Consider the following 20,768-nt stretch of genomic DNA (forward strand, 5'->3'; position numbering starts at 1 on the left):
GTCGCTGCAAATATCATCCATATATCTCTTGTCAGCTGGCATTATTTTCACATAACAAGGATATTGATGATGAACACCAATGCCAAAATCCATTACCTGCCTGATTTTATTCAGCGTCGGTTAGAGTTCTTTATTGAAGATTTAATTCATCCCAACCAGAACGGTAAACATCTGGTATTGGGAACAAGGCCGCACGACGGAGATATTGTATTGCAAAGCAATGATTATCTCAGTCTGGCTAACCACCCTCTGATTAAAGCACGGCTGAAAAAGGCTATCGATGAGACACAGGACAGTGTTTTTATGTCAGCCATTTTCCTCCAGGACCAGGTGTCCAAACCCAGTCTTGAACAACAGTTGGCAGATTATGTCCATTTTGATTCATGTCTGTTGTCGCAGTCCGGCTGGAACGCCAACACAGCGCTATTGCAAACTATTTGCCCACCAGACAGCCACGTTTACATCGATTTTTTTGCTCATATGTCACTGTGGGAAGGTGCCCGTTACGCCTGTGCGAACCTACATCCGTTTATGCATAATAACTGCGATCATCTGCGTAAGCTGATACAGCGCAACGGGCCAGGGCTGATCGCAGTCGACTCCGTCTACAGCACCCTCGGCACTGTTGCGCCTTTGGTGGATATCGTAGCCATTGCGCAGGAAACCGGGTGCGCCATTCTGGTCGACGAATCGCATTCCATCGGCACACACGGTATTCAGGGAGCGGGATTAGTTGCCGAGCTTGGCCTTTCTTCCCAGGTCGATTTTATGACTGCCAGCCTGGCAAAAACGTTCGCATACCGTGCCGGCGTTATCTGGACCAACAATTGCGCGAACCAGTGTATTCCTTTTGTCGGTTATCCGGCCATATTCAGTTCGACCATTCTGCCGTATGAAATCGCGGCGCTTGAGGCTACATTGGACGTGATAAAAAGTGCCGACAAAAAGCGTGAGCAATTATTTAATAATGCCCGCATGCTAAACCAGGCGCTGAATAATATCGGGATAACGACACGCAGCCAGTCACAAATTATTGCGCTGGAAACCGGAGATGAACGTAATACGGAAAAAGTGCGTGACTATCTGGAGCAAAATGGCATCTTTGGCGCGGTATTTTGCCGGCCGGCAACGGCCAAAAACAGAAACATTATCCGTTTGTCGGTCACCAGTTCGGTCACCGAGCAGCAAATCGATAAAATCGTGTCTGTCTGCCATCAGGCGCAACAAAGCGGGGATGTTTATTTCTATTAATCAGGAATTGTTTCATTAAGAAGCAATCGTTTCATTACGAAATAATAGTTGCACTATTCAGGTTTATTTTTATTAACCTGGTGCGGTTAATCAGACGGGTATACAACAGGATCCGGCTCCTGATAAAGGAGCTAGATCCAATTGGCCAGTTTACCCAATAGCTTATCTTTATCAGCCGGTTTAACAATGTAATCGTTCATACCGGATTGCTGAATCTTTTCAATCGTCAGCGGGCTGTTATCACCGGTGTGACCCACAATCGGCACATGACGGTACGGTTTATCAGATTCACGAATCGCTTTGGTCGCGGCGAGGCCATCAATGACCGGCATCTCGATATCCATCAACACCAAGTCGAAAGTATTGTGTTCCATCTCATCCAGCGCCTGCTGGCCGTCATTGGCCTGAATCACTTCATAGCCCTGCTTTTCCAGCAGCAAGGCGGTGAAAGTACGCAGCGACTGATTATCGTCCACCACCAGAATACGACGTTCACATCTGGTTTTTTTCAGCGGCACCACATTGTGATCCGGCAACAGCGGTTCCGCCTCAAAAAACAGATGATCAAGCTGCTGATTGGTATCCATCAACAGTTGGCGTATCTCAAGCGGAAAGACTTTGAGATGACGTTCTATGTTGATTGGATAACGATTCTGCTTGTCGTACAGGTAGGCGATTTTGGCTTCAGTCGCATGTAACTTAGTTTCCAACTCCACCATCGACTGCCACTGACCGTTAACCTGTTCCAGATCGATCAGAATCAGATCATATTCCAGCTCATACTCTTCACGTTGTAACGCTTCCGCCAGGGTCAATAAATGCAGACGAAAGCCCTGATAAAAAGACTGTTCACTTAAATGACGGCTGAGCAAACCGTCATCGCCTACGTAGAGCACCGTTTTAGTTTTCATCAGGTCCAGCTTAATATGACCGACGACTTCAGAGTGATAGGCAGGAAAACTGAGGATAAATTCCGTCCACTCGCCCAACACAGATTCACAGCTGATATTACCACCAAACGATTTCATGACCTTGCGGCAAAACGGTAATCCGAGACCATAGCTGCCATTTTTGCCAAAGGTATAGAAGTCTTTAAAAATTTCTTCCAGCCTGTCCGGAGCAATACCCACTCCGTTGTCACGCACCTTGATCGTGTTGTGTTGCGCATCACGGGTCAGGGTCACATCAATCGCAAACTGTTCGCCATTCTGATAATAAAACGCATTTTTGAGTAAGTTATATAACGCGAATTTTAATAACGTATCGCTACCAAAAAAATCAAAATCTGCCTCAACGCTCAGGCTCACCGCCTGACGATCCAGCGATCGCTTGTACGAAAACGATTTGAGCGCATGGCTGACCACTTGCTCTGCGCGCTGCTTTTTAAACGTCGACGTTGAAACTCGGTTCTCATCAATAGATGTCAGCAGTAAATCAATAGTCTCATTACCCGAATGAATCACATCGTCGGCATTTTTAAGAATCTCGTACAATAGACTCAGATCCTGACCATCAATATGAGCGCCTTGACGTTGGTCAGTGGGCTGCGCCGGCAAGATGGTACGCAAAACGTCCACAGAAGACTTTAAGGCGCTCAACGGATTACGCATCTCGTGCGCGATCCCCGCGCCAAATGACTTCGCTATCGACACTTTGGACTCATGCGAACTCTGATTGCGGAAGTAGAACAGGTTACCAAACACATAGGTAAACAGAAAAATCGGTACATAAGGCCATAAGATCCAGTCTGTCAAAGACTCATCGCGTACCCAATACGTCACCAGGTAGGCTGCGAGGACAGACAACAACGCCTGCAGCAGCATCACTTTGGTCTCATGCACCAGCAGGATATGCAGAAAAATAGACGCCATAAACGACATCGCCCACACCGTCGACCAATCGTTCATCAGCAACATATAAGCAAAGAAGAACGGTAAGCAGAAGCTGATGCTGAGCAGATAATAACAAGGCATATAACGCTGCATCAGTTTGGGCAAACTGTTGCGAAATGCGATACCGGCAAACAGACAGGAACAGAACAACCGCAGCCAGATGTTTTCATATGGCTGCGGGAATAAAAACGCCCAGATGTAGTAGTACACCGGAAAGCCGACAAGCCCCATCCAACCGACCAGAGTCAGGTTTGGCTCAGCATACTGGTATATTTTCTTGACTACGTCCATGCACTCTTACCGAAAAAAGACCTTAGGATTATACGTACAATTGAATAATTTATACACAGATATTCATTCATTGAATCACTTTTATGCCACCTTTTTATATCAATTTCGATTACTAAATAGGTAGCACAATAGTATCAATCTGCCCACGTCACTATTTGGTGTTCCAACAGGCACTTATCGTACGTTACGCATTTTTGTTGCACCAGATCTTACTGTCACGGTAAAGCTTGTGGTGACATCAAGCTTTACCATGACATCCAACTTTACCGTGAGATAAAAACTGGCTGCACATAAAACGTTACCGTCAGGTCAGGCAACCAGGCGAATTTTACTGCCACGCCCTTCGGTTTCGACATCAAGACGCAACGCAATCTGTTCTTTGAGCTCAGTAACATGGGAGATGATCCCGATTGTGCGCCCCCCCTGTTGCAAGTCAACTAAGGTCTGAATCGCCAGATCGAGTGATTCCGGATCCAGGCTGCCGAACCCTTCATCGATAAACAGCGTATCGAGACGAATACCACCGCTATAAGACTGCACCACATCAGACAAACCCAGTGCCAGCGAGAGTGCCGCCATAAAAGATTCACCCCCCGACAACGTCGCCACATCGCGTGCTTTTGAGGTATAGCCATCTTCAACCATCAAATCAAGGCCGGAACCGGCGTTACCTTTGGCGCGCTCTTCTTTACGCTTTAACAGATAGCGACCTTTACTCATTTTTTGCAAACGTTGTGATGCCTGGATCAATACATCATCCAGCAGCACCCCGAGCACGAAACGGTGCAGACTGACTTTGGCACCGGTACGACCGTTGGCGATGTCGCTCAAGGTACCGTAAACCTGATACTCTTTTTCAAGCTGAGCATTTTTCTCATACAGCTTAGCCAGTTTTTGTTCCACTTGCTTGAGGCTATCCATGCGTGAACGTAATTCGGCCAGACGGTTAAAACTGTCAGTCACCACTTGTTGCTGTTCGGCAAGCGCTTTTTCGGTCAGCTCTGGTTGTGGCTGCTGTTTATCGGCCACAATCTGAGTGACACTCTCCAGCTTGCCACGCAGTGTCGCCAGCCCTTCATCATACAGACGAATCTGCTCATCAATGAGCGATAAAGCCTTATCATCCAAACGGGCTGACAGGTAGGCGGCACTGTCCGCGAAGCGGGTTTCAGCCAGCGACTGTTGCCACTGCTGCTCACTACGTACATGCTCTTTGTGCCAGGAGTCGAGCAGCTCTTTCGCACTGGTCAGCGAAGCCTGTGCCGATGAATACTGATTTTGCGCCTCCGTTAACGCTGTACGCGCTTGTAATTCAGCATCCGTCAGCACTTTTATCTGCTTTTGCACTTCACTGTATTTTTGTCTTACCTGATCAACATGACTGAATTCGGAGGTAATGTCCCGCTGCAGATCATCCACCCGGGTCTGAGCCTCTGTCACTGCCTTGTCACACGCCTGCTTGGCGGCCAGTCTGGACTCTAAGTCCAGCTTCGCTTGCTGAGATTGAACTTCCAGTGCACTAAGCTGCTGCTCAATCTGCGCCGGATTGATGGCCGACAAGCGGCTGATTTCATCGTTGAGTGTTTGTTGCTGACGCTGTAATTCGTCTAACTGCGGCAAGGATTTTTGCTCAATCTCAGCGATCAGTCGTTGTAAGTCCTGTTGCACATGCTGGCAGTCACTCTCCAGTACCTGCTGCGCTTTATAACGCTCAATTTCAGCGTGACTGGCCAGTTGCTGCTGCTCACGGGCAGACTGAACCTGCTCTTTGGTGACAACGTCACCTGAAAATTGCGCTAATTGCGGATGAGCGTCACTGCCGCACACCGGACAGGCGTCTCCCGGCTGGAGCAGGCGCGCCAGTTCAGCGGCCTGATTGGTGTGCCAGACATATTCCAGCTTATCAGCCTGCTGCTTTGCCGCCAGTGTCTGCTGCTTCGCCTGCTGATAAATGTCACTCGCTTGCTTGAGCTGCCGTGTTTTAACGTTGAGTTGCTCAGTCAGCTTTTGCTGGCGTAAGCGGCGCTCAATCTGGTCATTAACGGTAAGCAGCGAATGGCGCTTACCATCCAGCGTCGCGATCTGCTGCAGTGCCGTCTCGCGTTCAGTTCGCTTGAGCTGAATCTGACTATCCAGCTGTTGCACCAGCTGCTCCGCCTGTTGCAGAGCCAGAGTCGTCGTCTTTAGCGTATCACCCGCCGATTTCAGCTGTTTAACCTGCTCGTCGAGCGCCGCAAATTTTTTGCCGGTCATCTCCAGCTGATGTAATTGGGCCGACAAAGCTTCCGTTTGTGCGTAGCGGTTCACACTAAGCTGGTGTTGTTCCTTTGCCTGGTTAAGGCGTATTTGCGCCTTACTCAACTGTTCCGTTTTTGCTGTCAATGCAGTGTGCGCTTCAGCGCTCTGCTTTTGTGCGGTGATCCACTCGTTGTAGGGTAAATCAAGGCGAGACGCCTGTTGCGCCTGCTGACGTTTCTGACGCAACTGGTCGATTTCTGTTTGCTTGGCAACCTGCACCTTTAACTGCGCATCAAGCTGGCTTTTCTCTGCAAATTTGCTTTGCAGTTCCAGTGCCGCACTGTGTTGCTGCTTCAAATCGTCCCGCAATTTGAGCTGAGCCTGATAATGTTGCTCAGCTTCAGTGAGCTGCGGCGACAAGGTGTTTTTCTCTGCCTGCAGCTCCTCTTCGCTACTGACAGAGACCACATCCAACGCGCCTTTGATCTGGTTATCAAACTCATCTTTTTCTTTGCGAATACCCGCAGCGCGTTCAAACAGGGCTTTTTCAATCTGGGTATAAATATGGGTTTGAAACAGTTGACCGAAGATCTGCTCCCGATCTTTGGAGTTAGCAATCAACAATTCACGAAACTTACCCTGCGGGATCACCATCACCTGACGGAACTGTTTTACATCCAGACCAATCAGTTCAACCATAGCTTTAGCAACCGGATTCGGCCGGTTGGCGATCAGCTTTTCTTCACCGTCAATCCACTCACACAAGGTGGCGGAATGAGCTTTCTTGGTGGTGCCCTCGCCGCGTTTTTTCGGTACTTCCTGATCCGGACTGCGAGTCACCACAAACTGACGACCATTTAGTTCAAAGCGAAATTCGATTTCGGTTAACAGTTCGGGATCAGCATAATCACAACGCATCTGATCGCCGGTTCGCTCACTGCCCGTCGTCTCACCGTAAAGGGCGTAACAGATAGCATCCAGAATCGAACTTTTACCGGCCCCGGTCGGACCATTAATCAGAAACAACGGCGCGTGACCAAGCTCGGTAAAATCAACGACCTGGCGGGTTGCAAACGGGCCAAAACCTTGGATTGTTAATTGAATCGGACGCATGATTTAGTGTTGCTCCGCCTGTTTAATCGATTGAATCACATCTGACATAACTTGTTCTTGTTCACTGCTGAGCGGAGATTGTTTCGCTTCTAAGAAGAAATCGCGGAACATGTCCATTTCGCCTCTCGCCAGGCGAGCACGGCCCATTTCCTGGTCAACCCCGATCAACATGCCCGGCTTCTCCAGATGCAGGACATTCGGATACACTTTGCGCAGTTTCTCCATCGGGTCGAGAATGGCGTGTTTGTCTTGCAATCGCACCAGCAGATAATCGTGGTTATTCGGATCGGTTTTGCCCTGTTCAATCAGCTGTTCAAGCTCACCCTCAACGATACGCATGCCATGCGGGCAAGGTAAATCGATATGTTGTGCGCTGACAAATCCATCCTGATTCAATTCAACCAGAGTGACGCCTTTCTTCTGATGTTGCTCGGAGAAGCTGTATTTCATCAGCGAGCCAGAATAACGAATGAACTCTTCACCTTTCATTTGCGGCTGATGCAAATGCCCCAGCGCCACATAGTCAAACGGCAAAAAGTGCTGATGCTCGACCCGGTCAGAGCCGCCAATTGACAGCGGACGTTCCGATTCCGATTCCATCGCACCGTCAACGAAACAGTGGCTGATCAAAACGTGACGTTGTGACGCATAAAACTGTTCTGTGATGCGCTGACACAGCAACTGGTGTGCTTCATCATGAGTCGCAACCGGCTGCTGATAATGATAACGCACCAGCTCAGGATCGTTATAAGGCATGCCGTAAAAGGCCACCTCACCAGCTTCATCAGAGCGCAGTACGACTGGTTCGAGCATCTGGTCAAAATCACTAATGATATGCAGTCCGGAACCTTTCATCTGGCGCGCGGCAAACCCGAGACGTTTGGCGCCATCATGGTTACCGGGAATCATAATTACCGGCGTGTCGAGTTCGTGACAAATACGCGACACGACCTGGTCCAGTAGCTCAATCGCCATCGTCGGCGGTACTGAACGGTCGTAGATGTCACCAGCAACCACCAACGCATGCACCGGATTTTCGGTCAGGTATTGGATAAGATGATCAAGAACAGCGCGTTGGTCTTCGAGGAGAGAGACGTTATGGAACTGACGTCCCAGGTGCCAATCAGAGGTATGCAGAAACTTCATTCCCAGCCTGTTGAACGAATAGTTATGAGTGTTTTGAAACTATGATACTCGTTTTGCCAGGAATTGCGATGTGAGAAGGAAAAAGATCGAGCCAGATTCCACCGATTGATACCAATCAGTCAACAATTAGCCGGTAGTGCCCATTAAGGCATTAGCGGCTAATTTAGTTACTTACGGATCTGGCTTATCAAGTCGTCCCCATTAGGCTCAGGAGCGCACTTTTAAACGACGTGGTATCAGCTCAACACCTGACTGATAACGTTTGGCGGAAGCGTTGAGTGCCAGAGCCAGCGCACTGTCCGCGATCAACTCAAACTGCTGAGGCAGCGAGTTCACTTTCGTCGGAATAAAATCAAGCAAACGGTTATCACCAAAAGTAGCCAGACGAATCGTTTTCATGAGTTCCGGATGCATTAACAACACGTCAAGAATCCCTTCTAACAAGGTATAAGATGTGGTCACTACCGCATCCGGCACACTGCTCTCGGCAACCCAGCGCTCAAACACCTCCCGGCCGTCATCACGATGGAAGTGCTGACCATAGTCAACCTTGACGTCAATCCCCTTCTCTTTCAGTGCCGATTCAAAACCCAACTGACGCTCCTGGGAAATATTCAGCTCCGGTAACGCACCGATAAGGCCAACCGATTTCACCGATTTATCCAACAAGGATTCGGTCAGCTCAAAAGCGGCGCCGAAGTCTTCGCTGATCACGCAGGCAAAGTACTCGTCGTCTAAAGGACGGTCTATGGCGATGACCGGGGTGCCGCTTTTCTGAATGTTAAGATAGAAGCTATTGGCGTCCGGCATGGTACTGGCCACGAACAAGGCTTCAATCCGGCGCGACACCAAGGCATCCGCCACGCTCATTTCTGTCTCTGGATTATCATCTGAACAGGCAATCAGAATTTGATATCCCGCTTTACGCGAATTCTGCTCCAGCAGTTTGGCCAGACGAGCGTAACTGGTGTTCTCTAAATCAGGGATGATCAAGCCGAAGGAACGACTGCTTCCGGCACGCAGTGCCGAGGCCGCATGATCCGGACGGTAGTTGTGTTCATCAACCACGGCCATCACTTTCTGCTGGGTTTTCTCACTAATTCGGTATTTATGTGCTTTACCGTTGATCACATAACTTGCGGTTGTTTTGGAGACGCCCGCCAACTTGGCCACTTCATCTAGTGTCATATCAACTACTCTGTAATGTGCGTATGATCATAGAAATAACTTTCCGATCCTTGATGAAGTTGAATTATACGCTGAATCGATTCAGTATTGAAGCTGAAAGGATTCAGCAAAGTCTCAAATTGATAGCCAACTCGTGTTTTTTGGACTAAACCTTAAAACAAGCAAACGATGATTTCGCCAATCGACGATTTTGCTGAATTTTTTAAAACTTAAAGCTGAAACGATTCAGCTCAACGATAAAGCAGGGTAAATCCTTGCGCCGCATCTGAGGTGCGGTGACAACAAAAAAGCCACTCGCTGGCTGGAAAGGGGCCAAACATGCTGCAACTTACTACTCAAGACATTCAACTGGAACAAGCACAGGCCAACAAGCTGGATGCGATTCGTTCTATTGCTGCCGACCTGACTGCCAAAGGTCTGGTTGATGAAGGCTATGTTGAAGGTATGCTGAACCGCGAAGCGCAAAACTCAACTTTTTTGGGTAACGGCATCGCAATTCCTCACGGAACCACAGATACACGCGACCTGGTGAAACAAACCGGTGTTGCTGTTCACCACTTTCCTGCCGGCGTTGACTGGGGCGACGGTAACACGGTTTACGTTGCTATCGGTATCGCGGCTAAATCGGACGAGCACCTGGGTATTCTCAAACAACTCACCAAAGTGCTGTCAGCCGATGGTGTTGAACAAAAACTGAAAGAAGCCAAAGCAGAGAAAGACATCATCGCCCTGCTGAACGGCGAAGTTCAGTTTGATGCCGATTTCGATGCGTCACTGATTCAACTGCAATTCCCGGCCAGCGACATGATTCAGATGAGTGCCGTCGCCGGCGGCCTGCTAAAGAACACAGGCTGTGCAGAAGCTGAATTTGTCGCAGACTTAGTCACTAAAGAGCCGACTCACCTGGGTAAAGGCCTGTGGTTAATCAGCAGCGATAAAAACGTCAAACGCACCGGTATGTCATTTGTTTCAACTGCCAATGACTGTGAACACAACGGCGTTAAGGTCAAAGCGTTGATCGCATTTGCCGCTTGCAACAGCGCGCACGAGGCGTTCCTCGCTAAGATCTCTGAGCTGGTATTTGCCCAGCAGCAAGACAAACTGCTTAATGCCGACGCACAAGCCTTGGTCAATCTGTTTACTCAGGGTGAAGAAGAAACCCAGGCTCCTGCTGCTGACGGTAACGTAGCGGTCTTCAAAATCAGAAACTCACACGGCCTGCACGCACGTCCTGGCGCAATGCTGGTTGCTGAAGCGAAGAAATTTGAATCCAGCATCAAGGTATCCAATCTGGATGGTGACGGCAAAGTTGTGAACGCGAAAAGCCTGATGAAAGTTATCGCGCTGGGCGTCAAACACGGTCACCAACTGCAGTTTACTGCCGAAGGCCCTGATGCATCGCAAGCTCTGGAATCTATCGGTGCAGCGATCAACGCTGGCCTGGGTGAAGGTTAAGGAGCGCGATATGACCAATAAAGTTGTCACCATTACGCTTAACCCGGCACTCGATCTGACCGGCAGCCTGAGCACGTTAAATGTTGGCTCAGTCAGCCTGGTCAAAGAAGGCAATTTGCATGCTGCTGGTAAAGGCGTCAACGTGGCGAAAGTACTAAGTGACTTAGGTGCCGACGTGACGGTTACCGGCTTTCTGGGCCGTGATAACCAGGAAATGTTCTGCCAGTTGTTTGCTGACATGGGCGCAACAGACAAGTTTGTCCGCATCGACGGCGCAACCCGCATCAACGTAAAGCTGGTTGAGGCCAACGGCGAAGTCAGCGACGTCAACTTCCCGGGCATTCAGGTTTCGCCGGCAAACATTGCAGAGTTTGAAGCCACCCTACTGGCACTGGCCGAAGATCATGAATTTTTCGTACTGGCTGGCAGCCTGCCAACGGGCGTGTCACCGGAGCTGTGTGCGTCCTGGATCGAAAAACTGCACAGCCTGGGCAAAAAAGTGCTGTTCGACAGCAGCCGTGACGCACTGGCCGCCGGCCTGAATGCCCAGCCTTGGCTGATCAAACCTAATGATGAAGAGCTGTCTCAGTTTGTCGGACGCGAATTAACCTCACCGGCACAATGCCGCGAGGCCGCCCAACAACTGGCTGACAAAGGTATTGAGAACATCGTTGTATCCATGGGTGCCGAAGGCACCATGTGGCTGAATAACGGTGAATGGCTGCACGCCCAGCCGCCACGTATGAATGTGGTCAGCACAGTCGGTGCCGGTGATACGCTGGTGGCCGGACTTTGCTGGGGCCACATGCAAGAGATGGATAAACAACCACTGATTACGTTTGCTACTGCCCTTTCCGCCCTTGCGGTCACGCAGGTTGGTGTCGGCGTACCAGACATTGAGCAATTAAACACCCTACAACAACAAATCCAATTACAACCGGTTAGCGCAGAAACTAACCAATAAGGACAGAAGGTCGCATCTATGAATATTGCCATTATTACTGCATGCCCAAGCGGCGTTGCAAATAGCATTATCGCTGCTGGTCTACTTGAACAAGCGGCGAAATCACTAAACTGGACGGCCAGTGTTGAGTGCCACTCCTCCGTTCTGGCGGGTAAAACCCTGACTGACGCTGAAATCAGCGCAGCCGAGGTGGTGATTGTTGCTACAAACACTCCGGTTGATACCACACGCTTCGTGGGTAAAAAAGTTTACCAGAGCGAAATCTCCGCCCTTACCGCTGATCCGGTTGCTTACCTGAAAGCGGCAACCGAACAAGCGACTGAACTGTCAGACGCTGCCGCAACCACTTTTACTGCGCCTGTAGCCGCAGCCACAGACGGCGTGAAAAAAGTCGTTGCTGTGACTGCGTGCCCGACTGGTGTTGCACACACCTTTATGGCAGCTGAAGCACTGGAAGAAGAAGGCAAACGTCGTGGTTACCAGATCAAAGTGGAAACCCGTGGCTCAGTCGGTGCAGGTAACGCTCTGACTGAACAAGACATCGCCGATGCGGATCTAGTTATCATCGCGGCTGACATTGAAGTACCGCTGGAGCGTTTCAACGGTAAAAAAATGTACCGGACCAAAACCGGCCCTGCGCTGAAGAAAACATCAGAAGAGTTGGATAAAGCGATCGCTCAGGGTTCAGTGTACCAACATTCAGGTGCTGCGCAGAAATCCGGTGCAGAAACGGAAGAGAAGAAAGGCGTCTACAAGCATCTGATGACCGGTGTATCTCACATGCTGCCAGTGGTGGTCGCCGGTGGTCTGATCATCGCGCTGTCGTTTGTATTTGGTATTGAAGCATTTAAAGAAGAAGGCACTCTGGCTGCGGCTCTGATGTCTATCGGCGGCGGCTCTGCATTCGCTCTGATGATTCCGGTGCTGGCGGGCTACATCGCGTTCTCTATCGCTGACCGTCCGGGTCTGGCCCCTGGCCTAATCGGTGGTATGCTGGCAAGCTCAATCGGCTCAGGCTTCCTGGGTGGTATCGCAGCGGGTTTCATTGCCGGTTACTCAGCAAAATTCATTGCCGATAAAGTCGCCCTGCCTGCTTCAATGGCAGCACTAAAACCGATTCTGATCATTCCATTCGTTGCCAGCTTAATCACTGGCCTGGTGATGATTTACATCGTTGGTGGCCCGGTTGCCGGCATCATGTCAGCAATGACTGAATTCCTTAACAACATGGGTTCGGCCAACGCGGTTCTGCTGGGTGTTATCCTGGGCGCTATGATGTGTTTCGACCTGGGTGGTCCGATTAACAAAGCTGCGTACACCTTCGGTGTTGGTCTGCTGGCATCGCAAACTTATGCGCCAATGGCCGCTATCATGGCAGCAGGTATGGTACCGGCTCTGGGTATGGGTCTGGCAACATTCCTGGCAAAAGACAAGTTTGAACAAGGTGAGCGTGAAGCAGGTAAAGCATCATTCGTACTGGGCCTGTGCTTCATCTCTGAAGGTGCGATTCCATTCGCAGCGAAAGACCCGATGCGTGTTATTCCGTCTTGTATGATTGGTGGTGCACTGACTGGTGCCCTGTCTATGCTGTTTGGTGCAAAACTGATGGCGCCACACGGCGGTCTGTTTGTACTGCTGATTCCTAACGCTATCACTCCGGTACTGATGTACCTGGTTGCTATCGCGGTAGGTACTGTCGTGACAGGTGTCAGCTACGCATTCCTGAAATCACGTGCACAGAGCAAACAAGCTGTGACCGCATAAGTTACGCAAGTAGTAAGTTACTAAAGTAGTAAATTACGAAAGTAATAAATTGCGAAAGCAAATTGGAGCTAACTACCGATCTTGGCTCCCCTCGTAAAGTCCCCCGTGACTCTTGCCAGTGAGTGTATTCTCACTGGCTTTTTTATATGACTTTCGATTCAGGCTGTTGAATCGCAGCCAAAGTAAAAGCCAGCATGTGCTGGCTTTTTGTTAATTACCTGGATAAGGATCGTATCCGGAAGATGTTCATTCCTCGAGGATAATCAGTCCTTTTTGTGCTTTTCCTGCACGTATTTACGACCAACATCGACCACAGCCACATCTTTGAAGAAACTGCGTCCCAGTAGCAGCGGATAACTCAGATGAGTACGGTCTGCCAGCGTAAACTCGGTCTGCTCTTTCACGTCACCGATTTGAATCCAGGACAGGATGACCGGACGGCGGTGAGTGGTGTCTGAGGTCGACTGGCGGATCTTAACCCAACGCTCAACCGGTACACTCATTTCTTCACTTTTAATCCCTTCGTGCTCGATACGAAACTTAACCCAGTCTTTGCCGTCGCGTTCAAACGGTTCAATATCCACCGCACTAATCGATGATGTCGTCGCCCCAGTATCAACCCGGGCACGGAAATTCTCTTTTACACCAGGGACATAAACCCACTCCTGAGAGCCAAGAATCAGTTTGCCATCCGATGTTTTGGTGGCTTTGAGCACAACTGTGTCTTGTTTTGGCTTGTTGCTATCCTTTGCACTATTATTCGCTTCCTGCGAGTTTGTAGGTTGTTCAACTTGAGTCGCGGCTTCCTTATCTGCCGGAGACGAGGCACAAGCCACGATACCGCCACTAAGCATTAAAGGAATCAGGATTTTCCATTGTTGTTTCATGCATTCACCTAATCAACTTGCTGGATCTCTGTTTAAAAACGGGTGCTCTAACTTTATGAGACGTTAACAATCGCATCTGCCACGTAAGGAATATCTTTTTCTGTCAGACCGGCGATATTGATACGACCATCGCCAACTCCATAAATTCCATACTCTTCACGTAAACGTGTCATTTGCTCTGGAGCGAAGCCTAACACAGTAAACATCCCTTTGTGACTTTTGATGAAATCAAATTGTGCCGTATTGTGTTGATTTCTCAACTCATTACATAAGGTTTGACGAAGGTTTAACAAACGCTGTTGCATCTCTGACAGCTCTTGTTTCCATAAAGCGGTCAACGTTTGGTCCTGCAGCACGGTCTTCACCAGCGCTGCACCGTGGTCAGGCGGCATGGTGTACGTGGAACGTGCCAGGGTCAGTAACTTACCTTTTGCATTGGCGGCTTCACGGGCATTTTTGCCCATCACGATCGCCACACCGGTGCGTTCACGGTACAGGCCAAAGTTCTTCGAACACGATGCCGTAACCAGCATTTCTTCTACCTGATCTGCCATATAACGCAGGCCTTGTGCGTCTTGTTCCAGTCCGTCACCAAAACCCTGGTAAGCAATATCGACAAAAGGTGTGAAACCATTTTTCAACGCCAGTTCGGTGATGGCCTGCCAAGCCGCGAAATCGATATCAGCACCGGTCGGGTTATGACAGCAGCCATGCAGCAAAACGACATCCTTTGGCCCTGCCTTGGATAAATCGGCCAGCATGCGCTCGGTATCCACCATTTTGCTGTCGCGACTGAAGTAAGAATAGAATTTCACTGTCAGACCCGCCGCTTCCATTACTGGCTTGTGGTTAACATAGCTCGGGTCAGTCAGCCAAATGGTACTGCCCGGCTGGGCAACCTGAATCAGATCGCCCAGCATACGCAGCGCGCCGCTGGCGCCAGGGGTCTGAATCGCAATAGTACGCTCAAGTTGGGCAGCCTCACCCATCACCAGATTCAGCATGTCACGATTGAACTCTTCACACCCGGCAAGGCCGACATAAGATTTGCTGGTCTGAGTCGCGACCACGATATCCTGAGCCTGTTTTACAGCCTGCATAATTGGCGTAACGCCAGCGCTGTTTTTGTAAACGCCGATACCAAGATCGACTTTTTCCGGACGAGGATCGTTACGATAAGCAACGGAGAGAGAAAGAATGGGATCTAAAACTGGTGTTGGTAATTGGGATAACATGAAAGCCACAACCCTTTGAAATTCATATGTGGCTTTCAGTAAACACCAATCAGGCTCAAACCGAAAGGGATTTTTGCTGTGCCAGCCTGCTCGTGCAGGGTTTACGGCAGCAATGACAACATCCGGCCCTGTCAGGCACTTGTCGCCTTTCGAATACCTGTATTATGCCTGTTGAATAATGGCTTAGAGTGCAAAGCGATGAATTACCTGGTTACTGCTGCCACGCCACTCGAGTGCCGGGTCGGCCAGCGCTTGCTCAAACTTACCGTCAATCAGCACATCCACCAGCCTGACGATGTCGCGCTGAGCGTCCGTCAGCTCACTCAGTTGATAGCCACTCCATAGCCAGATGTCTTTATCCGGGCACTCGGCACGCACTCGCTTTACCAGTTTGAGCACCCCGCTCAGATTCTCCGGGTGCAGCGGATCGCCCCCCGACAAGGACAAGCCGCGCCGATAAATACGGCTGTCATTCAAATCAGCAATGATTTGGTCTGCGAGTTGCGGCGTGAACAGATGACCAGAGTCCAAACGCCAGGTACTCTGATTGTAACAGCCGCGACACTGATGTTCGCAGCCGGAAACAAACAGTGTGCAGCGTGTTCCCGGCCCGTTGACCACATCGACCGGATAATATTGCTGATAATTCATGGTTGGCTCGTGTGCATCATAAGTGCTTCACCCGGCGTTTGACCTCTTCCTGCTTACCGAAGTTAAACGGACGCGCATCCGGGCTGCCAAGATAGCCGCACACACGGCGTGTAACCGATACCTTACTGGAGTCGTGATTACCGCATTTCGGGCAGGTAAATCCTTTACTGGTACAATCAAACTCACCGCTGAAGCCACATTCGTAGCACTCATCAATCGGTGTATTAGTCCCGTAATAAGGCACCCGGCTGTAACTGTAATCCCAGACATTTTCCAGTGCTTCTACATTGCGCTGCATATTCGGGAACTCGCCGTAACAAATAAATCCGCCATTCGATACATCCGGATACGGCATTTCAAAATCAATCTTGTCGTACGGATTGACCTTCTTTTCGACATCGAGATGAAAACTATTGGTGTAGTAGCCTTTGTCGGTGACGCCCTCAATCACGCCAAACTCGGTGGCGTCAATCCGGCAAAAACGGCTACACAGGTTTTCGCTTGGTGTGCCATACAGGCTGAACGCATAACCGGTTTCCGCTTTCCAGCAATCGACCGCTTCACGCAGCTTAGCGATGATTTTCACCGCCTGCTCACGCAGTTCATTGCTGTCATAAACATGCTGCTGCGCGCCAAACAGGGCATTAATGGTTTCGTGCACGCCGATGTAACCAAGCGAAATCGACGCGCGGCCGTTTTTGAAGATGTCGGCAATGGAATCATTGGCTTTCAGCCTTACGCCACAGGCCCCTTCCATGTATAAGATCGGCGCCACACGGGCTTTAACATTCTCCAGACGGTGAATTCGCGTTTCCAGCGCGCGGCGTGCCAGCTTGAGCTTTTCATCCAGCAACTGGTAAAAGCGCTCGAGATTACCTTCAGCCTTGAGCGCAATGCGCGGCAGGTTGAGGCTGACCACTCCGAGGTTATTGCGCCCTTCGTGAATTAACTCGCCGTTTTCTTCATAGGTATTAAGGAAACTGCGACAGCCCATCGGCGTTTTGAATGAGCCGGTTACTTCCACCACTTTGTCGTAGTTGAGGATATCCGGATACATGCGTTTCGACGCACATTCCAGCGCCAGTTGTTTGATGTCGTAGTTAGGGTCCCCGACGCGATGGTTAAGGCCGTCTTTAATCGCGAACACCAGCTTCGGAAAGACCGCGGTTTTGTGGTTTTTGCCCAAGCCGGCAATCCGGTTTTTCAGAATCGAGGTCTGGATCAGGCGTGATTCCCAACTGGTTCCCAGGCCAAAGCCCAGTGTCACGAACGGCGTTTGCCCATTGGCGGTATGCAGAGTATTCACTTCATATTCGAGCGATTGAAAGGCATCAAAACACTCTTTCTCGGTGCGCGCTTTAGCAAACGCACGCGGGTCGTGAATGTCCCACTCACGTGCAACATTAAGGTGTTTGAGGTAACTGGCGGTGACATAGGGTGCCAGCACTTCATCAATGCGGTTGATAGTCGTGCCACCGTAAATATGGCTCGCAACCTGAGCAATGATCTGGGCAGTAACCGCGGTGGCAGTAGAGATGGATTTCGGTGTATCAATCTCCGCATTCCCCATCTTGAAACCGTGAGTCAGCATGCCCTGCAGATCAATCAGCATGCAGTTAAACATCGGGAAGAACGGTGCGTAGTCCAGATCGTGATAATGCAGATCGCCCTCTTCATGGGCCTGCACCACATCGCGTGGCAGAATACGGGTTTTGGCATAATGCTTGGCGACAATACCGGCCAGCAGGTCACGCTGGGTCGGGATCACCTTACCATCTTTATTGGCGTTTTCATTGAGTAAGTCGGCGTTGCTCTCCTGAATCAAACCTTCAATTTCGTGCGTCAGCTTACTTTGCTTTTCACGCGCAATATCGCGGTCATGGCGGTATTCAATGTATGAACGAGCTAATGCTTTATATGGGCCTTGCATTAGCTCGTTCTCTACCAGAGTCTGGATCTCGGCAATATGAACTTCTTGGTGCTCTTTCAGCTTCAGCTCGACGGCCAGCGCCACATTAAGCGCGTATATAGCCATTTCACTGCTGACTTCTTGTGCAGCGCTTTCTACTGCAGACTGGATACGATCACGGCTAAACGGGGCTTTGGAGCCGTCACGCTTGATTACGACAGGTTTCACTTTTTCTCCTTACCCAGCATACTCACAGAGTTATCTGCAAATACACCATATTGGGTCAACCTAGCGACCAACAACACTATATATAGTGCGGTATTAAACGAGATGCCCTACATATCCGTATTGATTTGGATCAAGCAAAATCCGTCTATGAGCAGAAACAAATCGATCTGTAGAACCGATCGCAAAGAGAGAAAAAACCGCTAAGAAAGCAAATTTATGCCCCCTTGCGTGACTTTTATGTGAAACACTCAACGTATCATTCTTCCGATAACCGACCGATATGAGACTAAAACTTGTCACATCACGCCTGCTGGCACTGATATTGTTGGGATCCTCAGTAACCGCTCAGGCCGAAAATACCGTGATCAGCAGCTGGAATCTGGAGTGGCTGACGCTTAACCCGGCCGTTTCTGCCAATCGTGGTAAACGAACCGCGCAGGATCTCGACGCTCTGGCCGGCCATTTTTCACGACTCAACAGCGACGTGGTTGCCTTTCAGGAAGTCGACAGTGCGCAAGCGATGCAGCGCATCGCCGGTAATCATTACCAGATAGTCATGTCGGATCGCAGCCTGGCTCGCAATCAGAAGCGTCAGTTTTCAGATAGCAATCAATACACCGGATTTGCAATACGCCGTGGTGTGCCGTTTGCCGATCCGGCCGATATCGACCTGACGCCACAGCAACACAACAAATTACGCTTTGCTACTTATATCGTGCTGTATCCAGACAGCAAACAGCCGCTGCATGTTCTTAATGTGCACCTCAAAGCCGGTTGCAGCGGCAAGTTTTCCGCATCGAACCGCAGTTGCCGCACCGTACGGCAGCAGGGCGAAGCGCTCAATCAATGGTTGAGCGCCCGAGCAGGGCTCCAACAAAGTTACCTGATCGTCGGTGATTTCAACCACAACCTGGCCTATCAGGGTGACTGGCTTTGGCAGGAAATCGGAGCCGGGCTACCACAAGCACCACAACTGACCACCAGGCAAACCCGCGCAGAGTGCAAAGTGCGCTCACGTAACCAAACCAACAAGCTGCATCAGTTCCGCTCACTGATCGATCACGTCATCGCCAGCCCGGATCTTGCGCTACCGCAACCACAACAGATCACGTTTGACCCGCCGCTGGTCCTGACATACAAGCTCAGTGATCACTGTCCGGTGCGGGCGGTGTTAACCCGCTAAGTCGCAAATGAGCTAACCCTCAGCATCGCAACAAACTGAGCGACGAGATACTAAGGTGAAAAAAAGCCCCACCAGAATGGCGGGGCAGACACAAGTAAAAGAAGTGTACTCTGTTTTTATGATTTATCGTGTCAACGCTTGCGTCATTCGGTCTTATCGTTAACGGCCGGTACCAAGCGTTTTCTCATCACTACATAGTATAGAACCGGAATAACCAACAAGGTTAATATTGTTGAAATAAAAATTCCGAAAATCAGACTGATAGCCAAGCCATTAAAGATAGGATCGTCGAGTATAAACATCGCGCCGATCATAGCAGCCAATGCAGTGAGCATGATGGGCTTGGCCCGTACGGCCGCTGACTGTATGACAGCTTCGCCAAACTCTGCCCCTGACTGACATGATCGTTGACATCCGCATCAACAAAGCGTAACGAGGTTAGCGGGCATGCGTTTTACTCTATCGAGCATTTTTGGCCCATATAAATACATTACCTACTCCGAGTCCGGCCAGCATGGCAATAAAAAATCCCCACACATCAGCGTTACCCAGCGCTAAGCTCGCCAATGCCGGGCCCGGGCAGACTCCCGCCAAGCCCCAGCCGAGACCAAACAGTGCGGCGCCGCCGATCAAACGGCCATCGAGCTGATGCGAACTCGCCAGACTAAACTGCTGCGCATTCACCGGCCGGCGACGGGGCCTGATCACCAAGAAATACGCCGGCATAAACACCAGCAAGGCGCCGCCCATCACAAACAGCAGGCTTGGGTCCCACGAAGTCTGAGCATCAAAAAGTGCCGCCACATTCAGAAATCCGATGACCTTAGCCGGGTCAGCCATACCGGAGATCACCATGCCAAGGCCAAACAGCAGGCCACAAACCAGAGACGTTAACCGAAACAATACGTTATTCATTTTTCTATCCTGCTTAGCCTGCTAAATCAGATGTAAACGCACAAAAACGGTCAGCACCGCAACCAGCATGAAAACCGCCGTGGCGACCAGTGATCGACGCGACAGACGGCCGATGCCGCAAATGCCATGGCCGCTGGTACAGCCATTGCCCAAGCGGGTTCCTAAACCGACCAGTAGACCGACCGCGGCCAGAAGTCCTCCGTTCGGCGGATAGTCGATAACCAGATTATCCGACAGCGTCAGAGCACCGAGTACCCCGCCGGCGACAACCCCTGCCGCAAACAGCATCCGCCACGAAAAATCGCCCCGCTCAGGCTTGAGCAGTCCGGAGAGAATCCCGCTGATACCGGCGATTTTACCGTTCATCAGGAGTAATAAAGTGGCAGAAATACCGAGTAACATGCCTCCCAACAGAGACGCCCATGGTATGGAAAATGTCATAAAGTCCTCTTATTCCA

At 50.2% G+C, this 20,768-nt stretch carries 15 protein-coding genes and 1 pseudogene; 5 read left to right on the plus strand and 11 right to left on the minus strand.

The features are described from left to right. Positions 1-69 precede the first annotated feature (69 nt). A complete protein-coding gene (cqsA, locus tag J0X00_RS05265; protein ID WP_282477004.1) occupies positions 70-1,251 on the plus strand; it encodes an alpha-hydroxyketone-type quorum-sensing autoinducer synthase in 1,182 nt (393 codons plus the stop codon). Positions 1,252-1,382: 131 nt separating this feature from the next. On the opposite strand, the gene J0X00_RS05270 is transcribed toward cqsA, so the two are convergent. The 4 genes from J0X00_RS05270 to cra form a co-directional block, all read right to left on the minus strand. Beyond that, positions 1,383-3,434: a hybrid sensor histidine kinase/response regulator gene (locus tag J0X00_RS05270; protein WP_282476541.1), complete on the minus strand. Its 2,052-nt coding sequence runs from the start codon at positions 3,432-3,434 to the stop codon at positions 1,383-1,385. A gap of 309 nt (positions 3,435-3,743) precedes the next feature. Beyond that, positions 3,744-6,785, minus strand: a complete 3,042-nt coding sequence (locus J0X00_RS05275; RefSeq protein WP_282476542.1) for an SMC family ATPase — start codon at positions 6,783-6,785, stop codon at positions 3,744-3,746. A 3-nt stretch (positions 6,786-6,788) separates the two neighbouring features. Continuing rightward, complete coding sequence (locus J0X00_RS05280) at positions 6,789-7,931, minus strand: exonuclease SbcCD subunit D (protein ID WP_282476543.1); 1,143 nt, start codon at positions 7,929-7,931, stop codon at positions 6,789-6,791. A gap of 207 nt (positions 7,932-8,138) precedes the next feature. Further along, positions 8,139-9,119 carry a catabolite repressor/activator gene (gene cra, locus J0X00_RS05285; RefSeq protein ID WP_136485655.1) on the minus strand — a complete coding sequence of 327 codons (981 nt, stop codon included), beginning with the start codon at positions 9,117-9,119 and terminating at the stop codon, positions 8,139-8,141. Positions 9,120-9,437: 318 nt separating this feature from the next. Between cra and fruB the strand changes: the two genes are divergently transcribed. From fruB to fruA, 3 genes are read left to right on the plus strand one after another with little or no spacing between them, the layout of a single operon-like run. Next, positions 9,438-10,574 carry a fused PTS fructose transporter subunit IIA/HPr protein gene (gene fruB, locus J0X00_RS05290; RefSeq protein WP_136485653.1) on the plus strand — a complete coding sequence of 379 codons (1,137 nt, stop codon included), beginning with the start codon at positions 9,438-9,440 and terminating at the stop codon, positions 10,572-10,574. A gap of 10 nt (positions 10,575-10,584) precedes the next feature. Beyond that, positions 10,585-11,538: a 1-phosphofructokinase gene (gene pfkB, locus J0X00_RS05295; protein WP_218561959.1), complete on the plus strand. Its 954-nt coding sequence runs from the start codon at positions 10,585-10,587 to the stop codon at positions 11,536-11,538. Between the two features lie 18 nt (positions 11,539-11,556). Beyond that, positions 11,557-13,302, plus strand: a complete 1,746-nt coding sequence (gene fruA / locus J0X00_RS05300) for a PTS fructose transporter subunit IIBC (protein WP_282476544.1) — start codon at positions 11,557-11,559, stop codon at positions 13,300-13,302. A 263-nt stretch (positions 13,303-13,565) separates the two neighbouring features. Here the strand turns inward: fruA and J0X00_RS05305 are convergent, their stop codons facing one another. The 4 genes from J0X00_RS05305 to nrdD form a co-directional block, all read right to left on the minus strand. Further along, positions 13,566-14,189, minus strand: a complete 624-nt coding sequence (locus tag J0X00_RS05305; RefSeq protein ID WP_282476545.1) for an ATP-dependent zinc protease — start codon at positions 14,187-14,189, stop codon at positions 13,566-13,568. A 53-nt stretch (positions 14,190-14,242) separates the two neighbouring features. After that, positions 14,243-15,424, minus strand: coding sequence for an amino acid aminotransferase (locus tag J0X00_RS05310; protein WP_282476546.1), 1,182 nt, complete (start codon positions 15,422-15,424; stop codon positions 14,243-14,245). Between the two features lie 183 nt (positions 15,425-15,607). Then, positions 15,608-16,075 (minus strand): anaerobic ribonucleoside-triphosphate reductase-activating protein, encoded by a 468-nt coding sequence (gene nrdG, locus J0X00_RS05315; protein WP_282476547.1) that lies wholly within the window; start codon positions 16,073-16,075, stop codon positions 15,608-15,610. 16 nt (positions 16,076-16,091) lie between these two features. Beyond that, the gene (gene nrdD, locus J0X00_RS05320) at positions 16,092-18,212 is read right to left on the minus strand and encodes an anaerobic ribonucleoside-triphosphate reductase (RefSeq protein WP_218561961.1); all 2,121 of its coding nucleotides are present in this window, start codon (positions 18,210-18,212) and stop codon (positions 16,092-16,094) included. A 280-nt stretch (positions 18,213-18,492) separates the two neighbouring features. Between nrdD and J0X00_RS05325 the strand changes: the two genes are divergently transcribed. Further along, positions 18,493-19,395 carry an endonuclease/exonuclease/phosphatase family protein gene (locus tag J0X00_RS05325; RefSeq protein WP_218561962.1) on the plus strand — a complete coding sequence of 301 codons (903 nt, stop codon included), beginning with the start codon at positions 18,493-18,495 and terminating at the stop codon, positions 19,393-19,395. Between the two features lie 143 nt (positions 19,396-19,538). Here J0X00_RS05325 and J0X00_RS05330 read toward each other — a convergent pair. The 3 genes and pseudogenes from J0X00_RS05330 to J0X00_RS05340 all read right to left on the minus strand — a co-directional run. After that, positions 19,539-19,781, minus strand: a pseudogene (locus J0X00_RS05330) (efflux RND transporter permease subunit); the annotation flags it as partial. Positions 19,782-19,854: 73 nt separating this feature from the next. Further along, complete coding sequence (locus J0X00_RS05335) at positions 19,855-20,310, minus strand: YeeE/YedE family protein (RefSeq protein ID WP_282476548.1); 456 nt, start codon at positions 20,308-20,310, stop codon at positions 19,855-19,857. Between the two features lie 21 nt (positions 20,311-20,331). After that, the gene (locus tag J0X00_RS05340) at positions 20,332-20,751 is read right to left on the minus strand and encodes a YeeE/YedE family protein (protein WP_282476549.1); all 420 of its coding nucleotides are present in this window, start codon (positions 20,749-20,751) and stop codon (positions 20,332-20,334) included. Positions 20,752-20,768: the final 17 nt, after the last annotated feature.

It is taken from the genome of Vibrio sp. ABG19, from assembly GCF_029962385.1.
Lineage (GTDB): Bacteria > Pseudomonadota > Gammaproteobacteria > Enterobacterales > Vibrionaceae > Vibrio > Vibrio ostreae.

Excerpts from the sequence above, each read along its gene's own strand:
- cqsA (WP_282477004.1), top strand. The coding sequence starts at position 70 with ATGAACACCAATGCCAAAATCCATTACCTGCCTGATTTTATTCAGCGT.
- J0X00_RS05270 (WP_282476541.1), bottom strand. The coding sequence starts at position 3,434 with ATGGACGTAGTCAAGAAAATATACCAGTATGCTGAGCCAAACCTGACT.
- J0X00_RS05275 (WP_282476542.1), bottom strand. The coding sequence starts at position 6,785 with ATGCGTCCGATTCAATTAACAATCCAAGGTTTTGGCCCGTTTGCAACC.
- J0X00_RS05280 (WP_282476543.1), bottom strand. The coding sequence starts at position 7,931 with ATGAAGTTTCTGCATACCTCTGATTGGCACCTGGGACGTCAGTTCCAT.
- cra (WP_136485655.1), bottom strand. The coding sequence starts at position 9,119 with ATGACACTAGATGAAGTGGCCAAGTTGGCGGGCGTCTCCAAAACAACC.
- fruB (WP_136485653.1), top strand. The coding sequence starts at position 9,438 with ATGCTGCAACTTACTACTCAAGACATTCAACTGGAACAAGCACAGGCC.
- pfkB (WP_218561959.1), top strand. The coding sequence starts at position 10,585 with ATGACCAATAAAGTTGTCACCATTACGCTTAACCCGGCACTCGATCTG.
- fruA (WP_282476544.1), top strand. The coding sequence starts at position 11,557 with ATGAATATTGCCATTATTACTGCATGCCCAAGCGGCGTTGCAAATAGC.
- J0X00_RS05305 (WP_282476545.1), bottom strand. The coding sequence starts at position 14,189 with ATGAAACAACAATGGAAAATCCTGATTCCTTTAATGCTTAGTGGCGGT.
- J0X00_RS05310 (WP_282476546.1), bottom strand. The coding sequence starts at position 15,424 with ATGTTATCCCAATTACCAACACCAGTTTTAGATCCCATTCTTTCTCTC.
- nrdG (WP_282476547.1), bottom strand. The coding sequence starts at position 16,075 with ATGAATTATCAGCAATATTATCCGGTCGATGTGGTCAACGGGCCGGGA.
- J0X00_RS05325 (WP_218561962.1), top strand. The coding sequence starts at position 18,493 with ATGAGACTAAAACTTGTCACATCACGCCTGCTGGCACTGATATTGTTG.
- J0X00_RS05335 (WP_282476548.1), bottom strand. The coding sequence starts at position 20,310 with ATGAATAACGTATTGTTTCGGTTAACGTCTCTGGTTTGTGGCCTGCTG.
- J0X00_RS05340 (WP_282476549.1), bottom strand. The coding sequence starts at position 20,751 with ATGACATTTTCCATACCATGGGCGTCTCTGTTGGGAGGCATGTTACTC.